17 protein-coding genes are annotated in these 19,176 nt (G+C 58.7%); 7 read left to right on the top strand and 10 right to left on the bottom strand.

What is annotated here, in order from left to right; translation table 11 throughout:
* Positions 1-91: 91 nt before the first annotated feature.
* A complete protein-coding gene (gene rnr, locus KO498_RS14735; protein ID WP_215960689.1) occupies positions 92-2,335 on the top strand; it encodes a ribonuclease R in 2,244 nt (747 codons plus the stop codon).
* On the opposite strand, the gene KO498_RS14730 is transcribed toward rnr, so the two are convergent.
* Together KO498_RS14730 and KO498_RS14725 are read right to left on the bottom strand one after the other, a co-directional pair.
* On the bottom strand, positions 2,336-2,719 hold the full coding sequence (locus KO498_RS14730; protein ID WP_215960688.1) for a DUF1801 domain-containing protein: 384 nt from the start codon (positions 2,717-2,719) through the stop codon (positions 2,336-2,338).
* The gene (locus tag KO498_RS14725) at positions 2,716-3,414 is read right to left on the bottom strand and encodes a glutathione S-transferase family protein (RefSeq protein WP_215960687.1); all 699 of its coding nucleotides are present in this window, start codon (positions 3,412-3,414) and stop codon (positions 2,716-2,718) included. Before KO498_RS14725 ends, KO498_RS14730 begins: the two co-directional genes overlap by 4 nt.
* Before the next feature lie 85 nt (positions 3,415-3,499).
* On the opposite strand from KO498_RS14725, the gene KO498_RS14720 reads away from it, so the two are divergent.
* Both KO498_RS14720 and KO498_RS14715 read left to right on the top strand, forming a co-directional pair.
* Positions 3,500-4,210 (top strand): helix-turn-helix transcriptional regulator, encoded by a 711-nt coding sequence (locus KO498_RS14720; protein ID WP_215960686.1) that lies wholly within the window; start codon positions 3,500-3,502, stop codon positions 4,208-4,210.
* Between the two features lie 70 nt (positions 4,211-4,280).
* Positions 4,281-5,651, top strand: coding sequence for a lytic murein transglycosylase (locus KO498_RS14715; RefSeq protein ID WP_252731466.1), 1,371 nt, complete (start codon positions 4,281-4,283; stop codon positions 5,649-5,651).
* Positions 5,652-5,693: 42 nt separating this feature from the next.
* On the opposite strand, the gene KO498_RS14710 is transcribed toward KO498_RS14715, so the two are convergent.
* From KO498_RS14710 to KO498_RS14685, 6 genes are all read right to left on the bottom strand, one after another.
* Positions 5,694-5,939 carry a MoaD/ThiS family protein gene (locus KO498_RS14710; protein ID WP_215960685.1) on the bottom strand — a complete coding sequence of 82 codons (246 nt, stop codon included), beginning with the start codon at positions 5,937-5,939 and terminating at the stop codon, positions 5,694-5,696.
* Positions 5,940-8,183 (bottom strand): xanthine dehydrogenase family protein molybdopterin-binding subunit, encoded by a 2,244-nt coding sequence (locus KO498_RS14705; RefSeq protein WP_215960684.1) that lies wholly within the window; start codon positions 8,181-8,183, stop codon positions 5,940-5,942.
* Positions 8,183-8,662 (bottom strand): (2Fe-2S)-binding protein, encoded by a 480-nt coding sequence (locus KO498_RS14700; RefSeq protein WP_215960683.1) that lies wholly within the window; start codon positions 8,660-8,662, stop codon positions 8,183-8,185. Before KO498_RS14700 ends, KO498_RS14705 begins: the two co-directional genes overlap by 1 nt.
* Positions 8,659-9,528 carry an FAD binding domain-containing protein gene (locus KO498_RS14695; RefSeq protein ID WP_215960682.1) on the bottom strand — a complete coding sequence of 290 codons (870 nt, stop codon included), beginning with the start codon at positions 9,526-9,528 and terminating at the stop codon, positions 8,659-8,661. Before KO498_RS14695 ends, KO498_RS14700 begins: the two co-directional genes overlap by 4 nt.
* Positions 9,529-9,628: 100 nt before the next feature.
* Positions 9,629-10,654 carry a hypothetical protein gene (locus tag KO498_RS14690; RefSeq protein WP_215960681.1) on the bottom strand — a complete coding sequence of 342 codons (1,026 nt, stop codon included), beginning with the start codon at positions 10,652-10,654 and terminating at the stop codon, positions 9,629-9,631.
* 76 nt (positions 10,655-10,730) lie between these two features.
* On the bottom strand, positions 10,731-11,660 hold the full coding sequence (locus KO498_RS14685) for a GlxA family transcriptional regulator (protein WP_252731465.1): 930 nt from the start codon (positions 11,658-11,660) through the stop codon (positions 10,731-10,733).
* An 88-nt stretch (positions 11,661-11,748) separates the two neighbouring features.
* On the opposite strand from KO498_RS14685, the gene KO498_RS14680 reads away from it, so the two are divergent.
* On the top strand, positions 11,749-12,315 hold the full coding sequence (locus KO498_RS14680) for a cysteine hydrolase family protein (RefSeq protein WP_215960679.1): 567 nt from the start codon (positions 11,749-11,751) through the stop codon (positions 12,313-12,315).
* Positions 12,316-12,370: 55 nt separating this feature from the next.
* On the opposite strand, the gene KO498_RS14675 is transcribed toward KO498_RS14680, so the two are convergent.
* The gene (locus KO498_RS14675) at positions 12,371-14,002 is read right to left on the bottom strand and encodes an AMP-binding protein (protein WP_215960678.1); all 1,632 of its coding nucleotides are present in this window, start codon (positions 14,000-14,002) and stop codon (positions 12,371-12,373) included.
* Positions 14,003-14,061: 59 nt separating this feature from the next.
* Between KO498_RS14675 and KO498_RS14670 the strand changes: the two genes are divergently transcribed.
* From KO498_RS14670 to KO498_RS14660, 3 genes are all read left to right on the top strand, one after another.
* Complete coding sequence (locus tag KO498_RS14670; protein WP_215960677.1) at positions 14,062-15,012, top strand: DMT family transporter; 951 nt, start codon at positions 14,062-14,064, stop codon at positions 15,010-15,012.
* Between the two features lie 9 nt (positions 15,013-15,021).
* Complete coding sequence (locus KO498_RS14665) at positions 15,022-15,672, top strand: sulfotransferase family 2 domain-containing protein (RefSeq protein WP_215960676.1); 651 nt, start codon at positions 15,022-15,024, stop codon at positions 15,670-15,672.
* Positions 15,673-15,870: 198 nt separating this feature from the next.
* Positions 15,871-16,518, top strand: coding sequence for a Hint domain-containing protein (locus KO498_RS14660; RefSeq protein WP_215960675.1), 648 nt, complete (start codon positions 15,871-15,873; stop codon positions 16,516-16,518).
* 441 nt (positions 16,519-16,959) lie between these two features.
* Here the strand turns inward: KO498_RS14660 and KO498_RS14655 are convergent, their stop codons facing one another.
* A complete protein-coding gene (locus KO498_RS14655) occupies positions 16,960-19,158 on the bottom strand; it encodes a 3-hydroxyacyl-CoA dehydrogenase NAD-binding domain-containing protein (RefSeq protein ID WP_215960674.1) in 2,199 nt (732 codons plus the stop codon).
* Positions 19,159-19,176 lie beyond the last annotated feature (18 nt).

Here is a 19,176-nt window from a genome sequence, read left to right as displayed (position 1 = left end):
AAACCTTAACGCTGCGCCTGCCGCGTTAAGCGCTTTATGAACAGAGCGTTAAATATTCCCTTCTATTGGCGCGCATGTTAGGTCCGAAGGCATGAACAAACTTCCCACAAAAGACGAAGTCCTTCAGTGGATTTCAGATAACCCGACCCTTTCTTCCAAGCGCGATATTGCCAAGGCTTTTGGCATCAAAGGTGCTGCTCGGATCGACCTGAAGCGCATTCTCAAAGAGCTTGAGGCCGAGGGCCATTTGACCAAGCGCAAGAAGACGTTTCGCGACCCTGACAAGTTGCCGCCTGTGTCGGTGCTGCGGGTGTCTGGCCCGAACAATGACGGTGACTTACTGGCGCGGCCGATGGAATGGACGGGCGAGGGCGAAGAGCCGATGGTGCTTTTGATCACCAAGGCGAGTGACCCGGCTATGGGTGCGGGCGACCAGCTCCTGGCGCGGTTGACCGAAGTGAAAGGCGAAGAGCATGCCTATGAGGGGCGGCTGATCCGGCGGATCGGCACCAACCCGTTGCGCATCCTCGGAGTGTTCAGAAAAGGTTCGGAGGGGGGGCGGATTGTCCCTGTCGATAAAGGCCAGCAAAAAGAGTGGACGGTTGCCGAAGGCGCAACAGAAGGCGCCAAAGATGGCGAGCTTGTAGAAGCCGAACAAGCGGGGCCTAAGGGGCGTATGGGCCTGCCAAAAGCGCGGGTTGTTAACCGGCTTGGAGATCCGTCAGCGCCCAAGGCCGTGAGCCTGATTGCCATTCATCAACATGCTATACCTGATGCCTTCCCTGACGCGGTGATCGCCGAGGCGGATGCGCAAAAGCCAGCAGGGCTTGAGGGCCGTGAAGACCTGCGCGAGATGCCCCTGATCACCATTGATCCGTGGGATGCGCGCGACCATGATGATGCCTGTTTTGCTCAGGCTGATGATGACCCGAAGAACAAAGGCGGGCATATCATTTGGGTGGCGATTGCCGATGTCGCGCACCATGTGCAGCCCGGCACGGCGCTTGACCGCGAGGCGCGCAAGCGGGGCAACTCAACCTACTTCCCCGACCGCGTTGTGCCGATGCTGCCTGATCGCTTGTCGGGTGATTTGTGCTCGCTGCACGAGGGCGTTGAGCGGGCCTGTATTGCTGTGCGAATGCAGGTGAGCAACGTTGGTGAGAAGCTTGGCCACAAGTTTGTGCGCGGGCTGATGCGCTCGCAAGCCTCGCTGAACTATCAGGAAGTGCAGGCCGCCCAGAACGGTGATGTAAACGAGAAGTGTGCGCCGTTTATGGACGACGTTATTGCGCCGCTCTATGAGGCCTATGGCGCTTTGGTAAAAGCCCGCGCCGCGCGGCAGCCGCTTGAGCTTGACCTGCCCGAGCGCAAAATCGTGCTCTCGGATGAGGGCAAGGTGACATCGGTTGATTTTGCCGAGCGGCTTGATGCGCACCGGATGATCGAAGAATTCATGGTGCTGGCAAATGTCGCCGCCGCTGAAGAGCTTTTGAGCCGCAAATCACCGCAGTTGTTTCGCGTTCACGAAGAGCCGAGTGTGCAAAAGCTGGACGCGCTGCGCGAGGTTGCTCAGGCATCGGGGCTGACACTTGCCAAGGGGCAGGTTTTGAAAACGGCGCACCTTAACCGCCTGTTGCGGCAAGCCGAAGGGCGCGACGAGGCCGAGCTGATCAACATGAGCACTCTGCGTGCGATGACGCAGGCCTACTACTCACGCGAGAACTTTGGCCACTTCGGACTGGCACTCAAGGCCTACTCGCATTTCACCTCGCCGATCCGCCGGTATGCCGACTTGATTGTGCACCGCTCGTTGGTGAGTTCGCATGGTTGGGGCGACGACGGTTTGAGCGCCGAGGACATCAACACGCTTGAGGAAACTGCGCAGCAAATATCAGAAACCGAGCGCCGCTCGATGGTGGCGGAGCGCGACACCAACGACCGCTATCTGGCGTCTTATCTCAACGAGCGTATCGGTGCCGAGTTCATGGGGAAAATCAGCGGCGTCACCGGTTTTGGTGTGTTTGTGCGGCTTGATGAAACCGGTGCTGACGGGCTGGTTCCCATCCGCGAGTTGGGCAATGAGTTCTTTCGCTTTGACGCGGATCGCGGCGTGCTTGTTGGCTCGCAAAGCCGACGTGAAATCGGGCTTGGCCTACGTGTCAAAACGCGGTTGCGTGAAGCGGCGCCTGTCACGGGCGGGCTGTCGCTCGAGCTGCTCGAAATCGAGGGTAAAGCCGTTGCCAAGGGCGCGGCTCGCGGACGTGGAAAACCAACCAAACGCAAGCTTGGTGCGGCCAAGAAGAAAGCCGCGAAGGTTAAGCGCAAACGCAAATAGCTATTTTTGATGGTAGCTCAAGCCATGTTTGATCAGCTGCATCAACTCCGCATCAACGACGTTTTTCGTCGTGTCAAACAGGACAGCCCTGTTGCCGTCAAAGCGGTAACTTGCTGGAGCTTGTGAGGCGAAGTTAGAGATGATGTCTGTCTGACAGTGGGCAAACAGCGCGATGCCGCCTGTCTTTGGCAAGCCTAGCCTCAGGGTTGATCCCTTTGCGGTCAGGTAGGCTGGTTGGCCCCAACGTAGCTCTTCTGACAGTGTAACACCGAGCTCATCGGCGCTTGTGTAAATCAGCTCACGCAGATGCATCAACCCTGCGCGTTCTGGCGCGGGGAAGGCTTCAAACACGGCTTCAACGGCGGGGTTGAGAAAGGCTCTCACGGGAGTTTCACAGTTTGCTGCATGGCATCAACATAGCGCATCAACACCGCATCACCAATGATGCGTTTTGACTGCGGCGTCGGGGCCGGGCTGGCGCGCATCCCACCAAGAATTGCAGCGATGGAAGCATCGGCAGAGCAGGGCGTGTCGCCGAACAGGAACTTACGGTTTTCGAGGCGACCGGCGATTGCCTGCAAGTCGTGCTCTAACCGCGCCAACCGCTCTTCGGGGGTGAAGCGCCCGAGGCCTTGCACATGCATGCCTTGCAGAAAAACCTTCCGCATTTTGCCGGTCACAAAGCCGCGCACCAGTTTGGGGATCATGCTGAAATACTCCTGCTGGATGATCGGCCAAACGTCCTCGTTTCCCCAACGATCAAGCGCTTGGTGGAAATACATGTGCTCTTCGGCCATGCGCGAAAAGGCACGGGCGCTTGCGCGGTCATCACCGTTCAGGGCTGCGTCAAAGTCGGCACCTTTGCTCTCGAGAAACGCGCGGATGTTGTCGCTGTCGCAGATCACTTCACCGTCTACGCGGATTGCTGGCAGCTTGGCATATTTGAACTTGCGCGGATCAAGCGTGTCTTCGCGTTGCCACTCGAAACCCGACATTTGCAAGAGGTAGCCTGCTTTGGTGCAAAACGGGGAGGCCGAGAATTCGCCGAAGGCTTTTGGATAGGTGAGCAGCGTGATCATGGGTTTGTCCTTTGTGAAATTGCTTGCTCAAGCTATAAGCAACCCTACTGTCAGTTTTTGTCAGTAAGTTGTGCAAAGATAAATCATGTCCAGAACTGCTCGCCTCTTTCAGCTCATGCAAGCCCTGCGCAGCCACACACCGCCGATACGTGCCGAGACTTTGGCGCAAGATACGGGTGTCAGTTTGCGCACGATATACCGTGATGTTGAAAGCCTGCGCGGCCTTGGAGCGGTGATCGAAGGCGAGGCAGGTTTTGGCTACACGCTGCAAGAAGACGCGCATTTGCCGCCGCTGGCGTTTGAGGAAGACGAGCTGGAAGCGCTTGTGCTTGGCCTACGTGATGTCGAGCAAGTCGGTGACCCGGCACTGGCTGAAGCTGCGCGCTCGGCGCTTGTCAAAATACGTGCACGTGTGCCCGAGCGGCAAGCGCGTCGGCTTGAACATGCGGTGCTTTCGGCGCGGAGGTTCAAGCCCCTGTCCGAGCCGACGATTGACGCCGCAACCCTGCGCCGCGCTGCGTGGGACGAGCGGCTGGTGAGTTTTGCTTACCGCGACAAGGGAGGTAGCGCGAGCGCCCGCAGCGTCAAGCCGCTGGCGATTGTCTTTATGACCAACGCGCATATGCTCTTGGCGTGGTGTCTGCTGCGGCAGGATTTTCGCGCTTTCCGGCTTGATCGCATGCTCGAGCTTGAGGTGCTTGAAGAGAGCTTTCGCCCCGAGCGGGTGCCGCTCTTGCGCGAACACCTCGCTTTGATCAAAGCCGAATACAACTCGGCGACTAACGGCCAGACCTGAAAGCTTTTGCTTTCGGCGCTGGGCAATCCGCGCTAGGCTTCCCGAAACGAGCAGAGAGCGGGGAAGAACCATGCTACGGGTTTCGGGCGGTATTGCAGCACTACTCATGATGATCAGCGGCGAAAGCGTTGCCAGCGGCACGGTTGATGTCTCTTTGCGGCCGATTTTGCGGCCCGGAAGCGGGCTTGGTGGCGAGGTGGTTTCTGTTGAGCCTGTCAGCGCCATACGCTCGACTTTGCGGCCACGGCTGCGCCCCGACGGGTTTGAAAACGCCCAAAGCCCTCTTGTAACCGAAGTTAAAACCTACCCGCGCAATGCCCGTTTTGAGGCTTGGGTTGAAAGCTTCAAGCCGCGCGCAAAACGTGCAGGCATTTCGCAGGGCGTCATAAACAGCGCCTTTCGTGGAATTCGTTACAACACCGATGTGATCGAGCGTGACGGCAACCAAGCCGAATTCAGCAAGACAATTTGGGAATACCTGGCAAACGCGACCTCGGCCAAGCGCGTGAAGCAAGGCAAGCAGATGCTGCGCAAGCACAAGCGCTTGCTTGACCAGATCGAGCGCAAATATGGTGTGGAAAAGGAAGTTGTCGTTGCTGTTTGGGGGCTTGAGAGCTTTTACGGTGATTTGCGCGGTGATTATAATGTGATCGAAGCGATGGCGACGCTGGCATATGATGGCCGCCGCCGTGATTTCTTTCAAAAACAGCTGATTGCAGCGCTCAAAATTTTGCAGCGCGGCGATACGACTGCCTCAAAAATGAAAGGCTCTTGGGCCGGCGCGATGGGCCATACACAGTTCATCCCAACCAGCTATGAGCTTTTCGCAGTTGATTTCACAGGTGATGGCAAACGCGACATATGGGGCAAAAACCCCGCCGATGCCTTGGCCTCGACGGCGGCCTACCTGTCGCGCTCGGGTTGGCGCAAGGGCATGCCTTGGGGCGTCGAAGTGCGCTTGCCTGCAGGCTTCAACCGTGGCCTCGCCAGCCGTAAGGTCACCAAGATGCCCTCGGACTGGGCCAAGCTCGGTATCAAGGATGTCAACGGGCGCGCGATACGTGACTACGGGTCTGCTTCGATCCTGATCCCCAAAAGCGGGCGCGGCCTTGCGCTGATGATCTTTGCCAAGAACTTCCGCGCTATAGAGCGCTACAATGCCGCCGATGCCTATGTGATCGGGGTGGGGCACTTGTCAGATCGCCTCAAAGGCGGCGCGCCTCTCAAAGGGAACTTTAAAGCGGGTGAACGCCCTTTGACGGAAGAAGAGACCAAGGAGTTGCAGAAGCATCTCAAACGCGTCGGATATCCGCTTGAGAAGATCGACGGTAAGATCGGCCCGAACACCAAGAAAATGATCAAGTCCTATCAGTCACGCAACGGGCTGACGGCTGATGGATACGCCAGCGAGGCGCTGCTCAAGCATATTAAAAGGCGCTAAGGCAGGCTTTTCTTTTCGCCTAAATACTCAAAAGAGCCTCGCTCAACCGCCTTCCAGACGGTTGAGGAGCACGACTTCGCTGGTTTCGGAGATAGGTTGAAACCAGCTGTCGTTGTAGATTTTGCCATCAATAGAGACCGACACGCCGCGCGCAAGTTGCGGCTCCAAAGCGGGGTGCGCAAGCTCAAGGGCTTGCAACAACTCCCGCAGGTTTGTGGCTTCGACCTCGACGGAGCGCTGCCCCTCTGCGAGCTCGGCGAGCGAGCCCCAGAGGGTGACAGTAACCACTTACTTAGCCTTGATCGCCGCCAGCAGTTTTGGCGGTGACATGGGTAGGCTTGTCATCCGCACGTCTGCTGCGCGGCTGACTGCGTTGGCGATGGTGGCGAGCGGTGGCACGATGCCGGTTTCGCCCACACCACGCACGCCGTAGGGGTGCCCGGGGTTGGGGATTTCCAAGATAACCGGTTCGATCATCGGCAAGTCGGAGGCCACGGGGATGCGGTAGTCAAGGAAGCCGGGGTTTTGCAGGGTTCCGTCTTCACCGTAGACATATTCCTCGTTCAGCGCCCAGCCGATGCCTTGCACCGCGCCGCCTTGCAGCTGCCCTTCGACATAGTCGGGGTGCACGGCTTTGCCCGCGTCTTGGAAGACTGTGTAACGCAGGATTTTGACAGCGCCTGTTTCGGGGTCAACTTCGGTGTCGCAGATGTGCGTGCCAAAGCTCACGCCCGCGCCTTCGGCGTTTGCCTCGTGGTGGCCGGATATTGGCCCGCCGGTGTTTGACATGGTTGCCGCGATTTCTTTCAGCGTCAGCGGCGGGAACTTGCCCGCGTTAGGCCCTGCGGGCTGTGCGGCGCCATCGACCCACTCAACTGCGTCAGCGTCGATGCCCCAAGTCTTCGCAGCACGGGCTTTCATGGTTTCAATCGCGTGGCGTGCGGCTTTGATCGTGGCGAGGCCAACAGCAAAGGTCACGCGTGAGCCGTCGGTGACGTCGTTCTCGCCGAGGCTGGCGGTATCGGCAATAATGGTGCGCACTTGGCGGTAGGGGATGCCAAGCTCTTCAGCGGCCATCATCGACATTGAGGCACGCGAGCCGCCGATGTCAGGGTTGCCTTCCGACAGGCTCACTGTGCCATCGGGGTTGATCATCAGCGAGACAGAAGTGTTGCCGCCGAAGTTGAACCAGAAGCCACAGCCAACGCCGCGGCCTTGATTTTCACCCAGTGGTGCACTCCAGTGCGGGTGGGCTTTGGCGGCTTCCAGTGTCGCTTTGAGGCCGATCGCTGGGTAGGTCGGGCCATAGGCCGATTTGGTGCCTTCTTCTGCGCCGTTCATCAGGCGGAAGTCGATTGGATCCATGCCGATTGACGAGGCGAGTTCGTCCATGACGCTTTCAACCGCGAAGGCGGCCATTGGTGCTCCTGGGGCGCGGTAAGCTGCGGCTTTGGGGCGGTTGGTGACAACTTCCCAGCCGACAGTCTTGAGGTTTTCAAGATCATACGGCGCGAAGCCACACATCGCGCCGAGCGCGCCGTTCATGGCGTAGAATGCGCCTGACTGATAGCGAAAATCGCCCCAAGCGCCTGTGATGCGACCGTCTTTGGTTGCGCCGATTTTAATGTCGATGCTGGTAGAGGCTGTCGGGCCGGATGCGCGCAGCACCTCATCGCGCGACATGGTCATTTTGACAGGCTTGCCGGATTTCTTTGACAGCATCAGTGCCACTGGCTCAAGGAACACCGTGGTCTTGCCGCCAAATCCGCCGCCGATCTCGGAGGAGGTGACGCGAAGGCGGCCTGACTCCATGCCCATGATTTCGGCGCAGGTTGAACGCACCAAGAAGTGACCCTGCGTGCAGCAAAACAAATCACCTTGGTTGTCATTGCCCATAGTGGCGAGGCAGGCGTGCGGCTCGATATAGCCTTGGTGCGTTGCGGCTGTGGTAAAGCTACGCTCGATGATCACATCGGCCTTGGCAAAGCCTGCGTCGATGTCGCCGTGGCCGTATTGCGAGCGGGCCAGCACGTTTTGCGAGTAGCCTTCGGGCACGCTTTCTTGCGAGCGACCTTCGTGTAACTCGGGTGCGCCGGGTTTCATGGCTTCGTCAACGTCGATGACATGGGGCAGCACTTCATATTCGACCTTGATGGCCTTTAGCGCCTTCATGCCAGCCGAGCGAGAGGTGGCGGCAACGGCGGCAACGGTGTGCCCGTCATAGAGCGCCTTTTTGTCGGCCATGACGTTATCAAGGATGTCGCGGGTGCCTTGGTCTTCCGGCGTGACAGTAAAGTCGGCGCGGGTGACGACGGCTTTGACACCGCTCATGGCTTCGGCTGCCGAGGTGTCTATCGAGACAATGCGCGCATGGGCGTGCGGGGAGCGCAGGCAGTAGCCGTGCAGCATACCGGGGGCGGACATATCGGCGCCGTAGCGGGCGCGTCCGGTGACTTTGTCAAGGCCGTCAGGGCGCGGAACGCGGGTGCCGACAACTTTGAACTCGCGGGTTTGGAACTCATCTTTAGCCATTATGCAGCGCCTCTCATTTCGGCGGCGGTATCAAGCACCGCGCGGATGATTTTGTCATAGCCCGTGCAGCGGCACAGGTTGCCAGCCAGCCAGTAGCGGACTTCTTCTTCGGACGGATCCGGGTTCTTTTCGAGCAGGTTCTTGGCCGCAACCAGGATACCCGGTGTGCAGATACCGCACTGAAGCGCGGCTTTGTTGATGAAGTTTTTCTGCAGCGGGTGTAGCGTGTCGCCCTCGGCCATGCCCTCAATCGTTTCGACTGTGCGGCCTTCGGCTTCGGCACCGAGCACGAGGCAGGAGCAAACGAGCCGCCCGTCAACCAGTACAGAACATGCGCCACAGTCGCCCGAGGCGCAGCCTTCCTTGGAACCGGTGAGATCAAGCGTGTCGCGCAGGACATCAAGCAGGGTGTCTTCTGCTTCACAGAGGTAATCAACGGCGTCGCCATTGACGGTGGTGTTTACGTGGATACGGCTCATGCTGAGGCTCCCTTTGCGCGGGTGTAGGCGATTTTGGCGGCGCGTTTTGCGAGCACGCCGGAGACATCTTTGCGGAACGCGATTGTGCCGCGTTTGTCGTCGATCGGGGTTGCGGCTTCGGTGGCTGCGGCAGCGAGTGCATCGAGGCTCGCATCGTCGCAGGTGCTGCCGACAATGGCGCTGGCGTCAACTTGCTTGACCTTCGGGCCAACCGCGCCGAGCGACATGCTGGCGGCGGTGACTGTGCCTTGCGCATCGAGCGTGAGGTTCACAGCGCAGCCGACAACGGCGATGTCCATCTCGGTGCGCGGGATAAAGCGCAGGTAGGCGTCGGAGGCGTTGTCCGGACGGGCGGGCAGAAAGACGGAGGTGACGAACTCGCCCTCAGTGAGCGAGGTTTTGCCCGGCGCGACAGGAATGTCGAGCACTGGAACGTCGCGGGTGCCGTTCGGGCCAGCGACGCGGATGAGAGCCCCTGCGGCGACCATGGCTGGGACGCTATCACCCGCGGGGCCAGCGTTGCAGAGGTTGCCGACCATAGTGCAGCGGCCTTGCACTTGGGTTGAGCCGATCAGTTCGGCGCCTTCGACAACGCCCGGGTAGGCGGCAACAAGGCCTGCATGCTCGCCCATTTCGGCGCAAGATACGGCCGCGCCGATGCGCCAGCCGCTACCTTCCGGAGTGTCTTCCTGCGTGATGTCGCGCATGCCGGAAATGTGCTTGATGTCAACAATTGCGCTGGGCGAGATATGACCGGAGCGCAGGCGCACGAGCAAGTCGGTGCCCCCTGCCAGAACGCGGGCATTTGTGTCTGCGGCAAGCATTGCAATGGCGTCGTCAACGGTTTGAGGGGATTGAAATTTCATGCCCGTCTCCTTTGATATGGGTGGTGTCTTTGACAGACTCAAAAAGCCTGCTTTGCGAATACTGTCGCCGCTGTTGGCTGGCTTGGCAAGGGGGTGCGTGTTAGCTTCCGCAGATGCTTTGTAGACGCTGCCAATCATTGTCGCTGAGAAGCGGCTCAGGATCGGACGTGGCGAAAGGGTCGGCTTCAATGAGACCGAGGGTGCTTTCTCCGGTGATGTCACGGGCAAAGGCGTAGGGGCGTGCACGAACCGACCAGGCTTTGAGGCCTGCGACCATAGTGCTGTCACTGATTGCGGCCGGATCAGAAGTGAGCAAGTGCTCGGCGTAGGCGTCAAGCGCTGCGGCTTTGACGTGGCCCGTGGTGAGCAGGCGCAGGGTTGTAACAGAGCCTGCTTGCTTCAGAAAGTCATTGAGCGGGTCAGATAGCTGAGCGTGCAGGTGTTCGGCGACAATATATCCGGCGGCGACGTCGGGCTGCTCATAATCCTCGATGAGCGCGCGATTGAGCAGGATGATCCCCCCTGGAAGGTGCGTGGCGTCCCGCACACCGGCGGGCAAGACGACCAGCTTTGCGCTACCCTTGGGTGAGGGCAGACGCGCGCCAAGCCTGCGCAGGGCTTTGACGCCAGAGGCGTCAGTGCAAGGCTGGCCGGAAACACGGATAATCCGCGCCAGCAGGGCAGAGCCGATCTCTTGGCGTTTGACGGCAGGCACCACGCGGGCGGCGTGATCGCGGGCGGCGCCAGGCAGCCAAAAAGCGATAAGGGCAACCACCGCAGCGACAACAGCAAGGCTAACCAGCCAACGCAGGCGGCCCGGGTGCGGCTTGCCACGGTCTATAGCCGAGCGCAGCTTTTCGATGGCCGCGATCATTTGAGCTTCGTCCTCGGCCAGCTCGAGTGTTTCGCCGTTGTTACCGTCAGGAAAGAAAACTGCGGGGAGTTTACCAGGGTTGGCACGCTCGACGGCTGGCAAGAACCAGTGCGCGAGTGCGGTGTCGTTGCTGTCGGATATCGTCAGGGTGCTTTCGCCGATAGAGAGGATCACCTCGCGGCGCTGGGCCTCGGGTGCTGCACGCCAAAGCGCGGTGGCTTCGATGCGGTCATATTCTTTTAGCGCTGTCATTGCGGGCCTGCTCTTGCCTCTTTGAGCGAGGTTAGCATGGGTGTGGCATGTTGGGAAAGAGAGATTGCACGGCCTTTCAGTTTGTTTTGCTTATCTTGAAGCGTTGTCTGTAGCTGCCCGCGCTGAGGCCGGTGACTGACTTGAACAACCTGTTGAAGGCTGACACGTCTTGATAGCCGACTTGCCAGCAGATCTGGCTGATCGGGAGGCTGGTGAGTTCGAGTAAGCCCTTGGCTTTTTCAACGCGGAGTTCCTGTATGTAGCGGTTTACAGGCAGGCCGGTGCTTTTGGTGAAGCGGCGTTGGAGCGAGCGGGTCGAGAGGCCGGAGTGTGCCGCGAGCATTGGCAGGGAGAGGTCGTCGTTTGCGTGGGTTTCCATCCAGTGTTGCAAGGCGCGAATGGTTTGGTCGGTGTGGGACGTTTCGGGGCGGAACGCACGGTAATTGCGTTGCTCGCGGCCTGTCGGGTCGATCAGCATCTGGCGGCAGGTGCGCGACACCACGGTTGGGCCGAGCCAGCGGCCGATCAGGTGAACGCCGAGATCAACCCAGGCCATGACGCCGCCAGCGGTGACGATGTCGTTGTCGTCAAGCAGGATGTGCTCGGGGCCGAGCAACACCTTTGGAAAGGCCTCGCGGAAGTCGGCCTCAAGCGCCCAGTGCGTCGTTGCTCGGCGACCATCTAGCAAGCCGGCGTGGCCGAGCCAGTAGCCGCCAGCGCAGGCCGAGCAGAGGGTTGATCCGGCGAGGTGCTGCTGCTTAAGCCATGCATGCAGGGCGTGATCACTGGTGCCGCGTTTTCCAGTCAGGTTTGGAGGCAGGATGATTGCGTCGAACTGCGGGTTTTCAGCAATGTCGGAAGATGACACGAGGCGGTGCGTGATCTGTTGGCCGAGGGCCGGATCGGTCATGCGGTTGGCCATATCAAACATCTCGCCCAGCCCGAAGAGCGCCGACTGTTGGGCGCCGTCATAGGCGATGATGGCGACGTTTGGCGTATTTGGCATATTTTTTGTCATATGCGCCAATCGTAGAGGGCGGGCAGGCTGCCGTAAAGTGACCGACGACACTGAAACCTAGAGACATGAGGGCGACATGACCAAACAAGCGTTGATTTTGATTGATATCCAGAACGACTATTTCCCGAGCTTTGAAGGCAGCAAAATGCCTTTGCCCGCGATGGACGCTGCAAGCGATAAGGCCGCGGCTTTGCTGAGCGCGGCGCGAGAAAATGGCGTTTTTGTTGTGCATGTGAAACATGTGATGGCGTCAAATGCCGCGCCGTTCTTTCACCCAGATACAGCGGGCGCGGAGCTGCATGATAGCGTTGCGCCCTTGGCAAACGAGACGGTTGTTGAAAAGGCGCGCCCCAACAGTTTTGTCGGCACCGAGCTTGAGAGCATCCTGCGAAAGGCGGGTGTTTCCCGGCTGATCATCTGTGGTGCGATGAGCCAGATGTGCGTTGACGCCAGTGCGCGCGCGGCCGTTGACCTCGGCTTTGAAATCAGCGTCGCCCATGACGCCTGCGCGGCGGCGAATGTGGCGTTCGACGGTGTGAGCGCCCCTGCGGAGATGGTGCATGCGTCGATCATGGCGCCGCTGGCGGCGAGCTACTGCAAGGTTGTGTCCAGCGAGGTGTGCATAGGCCTGCTTGGCGCTTAGGCCGGCTTTGGCCGGCTTTGACGGCGGCGACTGTGCGCAGACCTAGGTGCAGCTTTCAGAGTTTAGAGGCGATACTGCGCAGCTCAAACTTCTGGACTTTGCCTGTCGAGGTTTTAGGCAACTCTTGAAAGACTATGTGCTTAGGGCTTTTGAAACCGGCCAAGAAGCTGCGGGCGTGGGCGATGAGTTCTGCCTCAGTCGCTGTCGCCCCGTCTTTCAGTTCAACAAAGGCGCAGGGGACTTCGCCCCATTTGTCGTCGGGGCGTGCCACCACAGCGCAGAGTGACACCGCGGGGTGCCGGGCGAGCGCGCCTTCGACCTCAACAGAGCTGATGTTTTCGCCACCGGAGATGATGATGTCTTTGGAGCGGTCTTTGATTTGCAGGTAGCTGTTGGGGTGTTGCACTGCGAGATCACCGGAATGAAAGAAACCGCCTTTGAAGGCTTCTTGCGTTGCTTCGGGGTTCTTGAGGTAACCTTTCATCACTGAATTGCCGCGCAGCATGATTTCGCCTTGGGTTTTGCCATCATGGGGCGCGGGTTCGAGTGTTTCGGGGTCGTGAACCGTTGCGCCTTCCATCATTGGCATTGCAACACCAGTGAGGGCTTTGGTGGCGTAGCGCGCCTCATCCGGGTGGTTGTCCCATGCGGGATCCCACAGGCATTCGGTGACGTGGCCGTATGTTTCGGTGAGGCCATAGACCTGCGTAACGTTGAAGCCGAGCGGTTCGATCCCTGCCAAGGTTGCCGCGGGGGGCGGGGCACCGGCAGTGAAGACCTGCACGGTGTGATCAAAGCTGCGGCGTTCGCCTTCGGGCGCGTTGATCAGAGTGTTCAGCACGATGGGCGCGCCGCCAAAATGGGTGACGCCCTCGTCAGCGATGGCGTTGTAGATGTTGCGCGCGGTGATGTCACGGCAGCAGATGATTGTGCCGCCAAGCAGGGGCATCAGCCAGCTGTGGTTCCAGCCGTTGCAGTGAAACAGCGGCACGATGGTGAGGTATTTCGGGCGCAGGGCGAGTTGCCAGCTGACGACAGTGCCCATTGTCATAAGGTAGGCTCCGCGATGGTGACAGACGACGCCTTTGGGCTGGCCTGTGGTGCCGGACGTGTAATTCAGCGCGAGGCTTTCCCATTCGTCTTCAGGCATTGTCCAAGCAAAACCCGCATCGCCGCCAGAAAGGAAATCCTCATAGGTGGTGTGGCGGTTTGAGGCGGGGTGATTTGCTGAAGGGTCTGGCACCTCGATGATGGTCGGTGCTGGCGTTTTCATTGCGGCTATGGCGGTTTCCAGCATGGGCAGGAACTCGGTATCAACCAGCACCAGCTTGGCTTCGCTATGCTCCAGAATGTAGGTGATGGTGCCGACATCAAGGCGGGTGTTGACGGCATTGATCACAGCGCCACAGGCAGGCACGCCAAAATGCGCCTCGACCTGTGCGGGGAGGTTTGGCAGCAGGGTTGTAACCACATCGCCGGATTTGATGCCGGCATTTGCGAGTGCCGAGGCAAGCTGCGAAACGCGGGCGTGATACTCGGCGTATGTTTTGCGGTGCTGGCTGCCATAGGCCACGGCGAGCTGATCGGGGTAAATTTTTGCAGCACGCGCAAGGTGTGACAAAGGCGTCAACGGCACAAAGTTTGCTGCGTTTTTGTCCAGACCTGTTTCGTCTCTGAGCCAACCCATGATGATCCTCCCTATATTCCGAGCTTTCAGTCGGTTTCAGGACAGATTAAACTCATGCGATGCGGTTTGGGAAGACCGGCAACGACATTTGGGGGCAAGCCGAAGTGAGTGACACAAAACCCGTAGCGGCGGCGCTTTGGATATTGGCGGCGATGATGATATTGGGCGTGATCGACAACTTTGTTGCGGTGATCGCGCAAAAGATCAGCATCTGGCAGCTTTACTTTGTGCGAGTCTGTATTTCGATTCCGGTCATTTTTGCGATGGCACAGCTGGCTGGTGCACGGTTTTTACCGCAGCGCTGGGGGGCTGTGCTGATGCGCAGCACGTTCTTTGCCTCGGCTATGCTGTTTTACTTTAGCTCTCTCGCGTTCCTGCCGATTGCGCAGTCGTTGGCGGGGTTGTTCACCTCGCCGATCATTGTTGTGGCGGTGACGGCGCTGGTGCTGAAAGAACCGATCGGGATTTACCGCATTGGTGCGGTTCTGGTTGGATTTGTTGGCACGTTGATTGTGTTGCAAGTCAGCCCGAGCGCTTTTAGCCCGTTGGTGATCGTGCCGGTGATCGGCGGCTTTTTATATGCGATGAGCGCGATTATCACCCGTAGGATGTGTGATGGCGAGAGCACCTATACCTTGCTGGCTGGCACGATGGGCATGCAGGGGGTGCTTGGCATTGTCGGCCTGCTGGTGATTGCCGCGCTGGGCATTGAGGAGCAGCAAGGGCCGCTGGCGTTTGTGACACGTGGCTTTGTGTGGCCGATGGGCGAGATGGGCTGGCTTGTGGTCGGGCATGTGCTCGGCTCGATCGCGGGGGTGTTTTGCCTCACTAAGGGCTATCAACTTGGCGAGGCGTCCTACGTCGCGGTGTTTGAATACTCGGTGATGATCTTCGGGCCGTTGTTTGCCTGGTATTGGTTCGGGCAGAACCTGAGCTTTGGTCAGATCATTGGCGTCGGGTTGATCATTGCGGCGGGCTCGGTGATTGCGCTTCGCTCACGTGCGCAGTAGCGTTCAGGCATGATCATTTCGCCCGGCCGTAACTATATTTTTGTCCATATTCCTAAAACAGGCGGCACCTCGCTGGCACTGGCTTTGGAAGAGCGGGCGATGCGAGACGACATGATGCTGGGGGACACGCCCAAGGCGTTGAAACGGCGGCGCAAGCTTAAAGATGTGCGCGCTGCTGGCCGACTTTGGAAGCATTCGACACTGGCTGACATCGAGGGGGTGGTGAGCCGAGAAGATATCGCTCAGATGCTGGCGTTTACGCTGGTGCGCAACCCGTTTGACCGGCTGGTGAGTTACTATCACTGGCTGCGGGAGCAGAGGTTTGAGCACCCCGCAGTGCGGACTGCCAAGGCTTTGGAGTTCGATGCGTTCTTGCAGGATCAGGGTATCGGACATGCGATGCAAACCATGCCCTACGAGAGCTATATGCGCGACGGGGCAGGGGCCGGGCGCGAGGCGCTCTACATCAGGTTGGAGCATTTTGAGGAAGACGCTGCACCGCTTTGGGAGCATCTGGGCTTTGAACTCGTCCTGCCTCGGATAAACGCGAGCCCGCGAGAGGACGACTATCGGGCTTACTATTCGCAGGCGTCGCGGGAACGTGTCGAGACCATTTGTGCCGCTGATCTCGCGCGTTTTAACTACGGGTTCGAGAATTAAGGCAGGTTTGCCGCAAGTTTGATGACAATTCACAATGATGCGCTATCATTGTTTTTATTGTGGCGACAATGCCCTCAAATTGCCCAAAGTCAGCCCCATAACCCACACGAGAATCACCCCTTCTGGTTGCATAACGCAAAAAGGTCACCTGCCAGTGACCGCAAAAAAAGCTGCTAATTCACAGTCTGGGGAAGACAAATGTTTGGATGGAAAGGCGCTGGTCGCCAAAAAACTTTTAGAGTTTCTGAGCCTTCAGGGGCTTTTTCTGGAGCACAAACCGTAGAGGCAACAGGTGTTCTGACTGGTATCACTGCGGGCACCAAGATCGGAACGGCGATTGGCTGGCGAGATGCCGCGAGCTTGCAAGCTGGCGACATGGTGCTGACATTTGACAACGGGCTACAACCGCTGGAGGGCGTCACGCGCCGCCAGCTTTGGAGCGGCGAAGAGGCTTGCCCTGTGCAGTTCTGGCCGTTGCTGGTGCCGACCGGAGTGCTTGAAAACTCTAGCCCGATCATGCTTCTCGGCCGTCAAGGCGTGATGCTGGAGAGCGACATCGCGGAGGCGCTATACGGTGATCCGTTTGCGCTGCTTCCTGCGGCGGCGCTTGAAGGGCTGCACGGTATCGAGCGGATGTATCCGGCAGACCCAATTGAAGTGATTACGCTCGAGTTTAGAAGCGAGCAGGTTGTTTTCGGTGACCACGGAACGCTGCTGTTTTGCAGTGCGGGCGGCGATTTACTTGAACGCGCCACGGCGGAAAAACCAGAAACGGTTGGCTACAACATGTTGGCTGAGACCAAGGCGAGCCAACTGGTTGAGATGGGCGTTTTGGAAGTTGCCTGAAGGATTGCATGGTGGCTTGGCACCAGTTGACACAATTTGACGGGATTGTTCGCTTTTCATCAATGATGCCTAAAACTTACCACAAATGCGCCCAACCTTTTGCGCATATCCTAGGCAAAAGTAGGGTATTGCAAGAGATCGTCTGCCAGCGATTTTGCACTTGGGGATGACAGTTATCGAACTGTTTCTGGACAGGACAGGCCCGCGCGGCAAGGGGTGAAGAGAGAGCCCCCCTTGCCCGACGCGGCCCGGCCTGAGCACCAGCATCAATCCAAAGTGAAAACCGTTGGCAGAGCCTGAGCTCTGGCCTGGTTTGGTGGGCTATGCATGTCTAATCCCCGCCCTTTTGGGCAACATGTGGGGTGCACCATGCCGGAACCAGAAGAAAGGGTGCGTTGTTTCCAGCGCACCCTTTCAGCTTTTAAGATCGTGAAGTGCAGCTTAGGCTGCGGCTTCCTCGTCTTTTGAGAAGCGACCATAGAAAGTCTGGTTCTTGTCGGCCATTTCCTTGAGCAGGGCTGGTGTGGCGAAACGCTCGCCATACTTTGCGGCCAGCTCGGCGGTGCGCTCGGCAGCGTAAGGCGTGCCAATGATGTCGAGCCATGAGAGCGGACCACCTGACCAAGGCGCGAAGCCCCAAGCCAAGATTGCGCCTACATCGCCTTCGCGGATGTCTTCCAGCACACCTTCTTCAAGCGCGCGAACGGCTTCAAGAACCTGGCTAAACATCAGGCGCTCTTGCACTTCGATGAGGTCTGGCTGTTCTTCGAGCAATGGGTGTTTCTCGTTGAGACCTTCCCAGTAGCCGAGGCGTTTGCCTTTTTCGTCATAGTTGAAGAAGCCAGCATTTGCCTTGCGGCCCATACGGCCCTCTGCTTCGAGGTAGAAGATCAGATCATCAGCTGGGCTATCGGGGTAGTCGTCGCCCATCGCAAGCTTAGTCGCACGTGCGATTTTTGCGCCAAGGTCGATCGAGGTTTCATCCGTCAACTGGATGGGCCCGACAGGGAAGCCAAGCTGGCGTGCTGCGTTGTCGATCAGGGCTGGTGCGACACCTTCGGTGAGCATGCGCGCACCTTCGTTGACGTATGGAATGATGCAGCGGTTGCAGTAGAAGAAGCGTGCATCGTTCACAACGATCGGCGTTTTGCGGATCTGGCGCACGTAGTCGAGCGCCTTGGCCACGGCGCGGTCACCTGTTTGCTTGCCTTTGATGATCTCGACCAGCAGCATTTTCTCGACGGGCGAGAAGAAGTGGATGCCGATGAACTGATCGTCGCGCTTTGAGGCTTTAGCCAGCTCGGTGATCGGAAGCGTCGAGGTGTTCGAGGCAAAGATGCAATCTTCCGGGATGATCGCTTCGACTTTTTTGGTCATCTCGGCCTTGACGCCTACGTCTTCAAACACGGCCTCGATGATCAAGTCGCAGCCCTTGAGCGCGTCGAGATCAGGCGTGGCGGTGATCAGCGAGAGAAGCGCTTCCTTCTTCTCTTCCGTTGCTTTTTTGCGGGCGATGCCTTTGTCCATGTAGGTGGCTGCATAGGCTTTGCCCTTGTCGGCGGCGGCTTGGTCACGGTCGATCAGCACCACTTCGATACCAGCTTGAGCCGAGACCAGCGCGATGCCTGCGCCCATCATACCCGCGCCCAAAACGCCGAGCTTTTTGACGGTTTGGTCCGGCACACCAGCGGGACGCACGGCGCCTTTTTCCAGCGCTTCTTTGTTGATGAAGAGCGAGCGGATCATTGCTTCCGAGCTCGGGTTCATCAGGATGTTGGTGAACCAGCGTGCTTCGATCTTGATCGCGGTGTCAAACGGCACAAGCGCGCCTTCGTAGACAGCCGAGAGCAGGGCTTTGGCCGCAGGAAACGCGCCTTGTGTCTGGGCGTGAACCATTGTTGCGGCGCCCATGAATGTCATGAAGCCAGCAGGGTGAAACGGCGTACCGCCGGGCATTTTGTAGCCTTTCTCATCCCATGGCTTAACGATCTTGGGCTCGGAGAGAACCCACGCGCGCGCGTCGGCCATTGGATCATCTGACACTTCATGGATGAGGCCCGCAGCCTTGGCTTTGTCGGGGCTGACCATCTTGCCTTGCAAGAGGAAGGGCGAAGCCGCCATTGCGCCGAGCATACGTGTGAGCCGGGTTGTGCCACCCGCGCCGGGGAAGATGCCGACCATGATTTCAGGGAAGCCGATTTTGGCTTTCGGGTTGTTGGCGGCAAAGATGCGGTGCGTTGACAGAGGCAACTCATAGCCAATTCCAAGCGCTGTGCCCGGAAGCACAGAAGCAATCGGCTTGCCACCTTTGTTGGTCTTGGCATCCATACCGGCGCGCTCGATTTTGCGCAGCACCGAGTGCATTTGCATGGTGCCATCAAACAGGCCCTTTGCGGGCTCGTCGCCTGCGTCGGCCTTCATCTTGGCGATGGCGTTGAGGTCCATCCCGCCGGCGAAGCTGCCTTTCTTGCCTGACGTGATGATCACGCCTTTGACAGCATCATCCGCGAGGGCGTCGTCGATGTGGGCGTCAAGATCGGCGAAGCCCTGAATGCTCATCACATTCATGGATTTGCCAACGGTGTCCCAGACGATTGTGGCGATGCCTTCGGCATCTTTGGTCATGGTAAAATCAGTCATGTTTTCATCTCCCGTTTT

The organism is Lentibacter algarum (genome assembly GCF_018860975.1).
Classification (GTDB): Bacteria; Pseudomonadota; Alphaproteobacteria; order Rhodobacterales; family Rhodobacteraceae; genus Lentibacter; species Lentibacter algarum_A.
The sequence above is the reverse complement of the archived record's forward strand: the minus strand, read 5'-3'. Positions and strand labels throughout refer to the sequence as shown.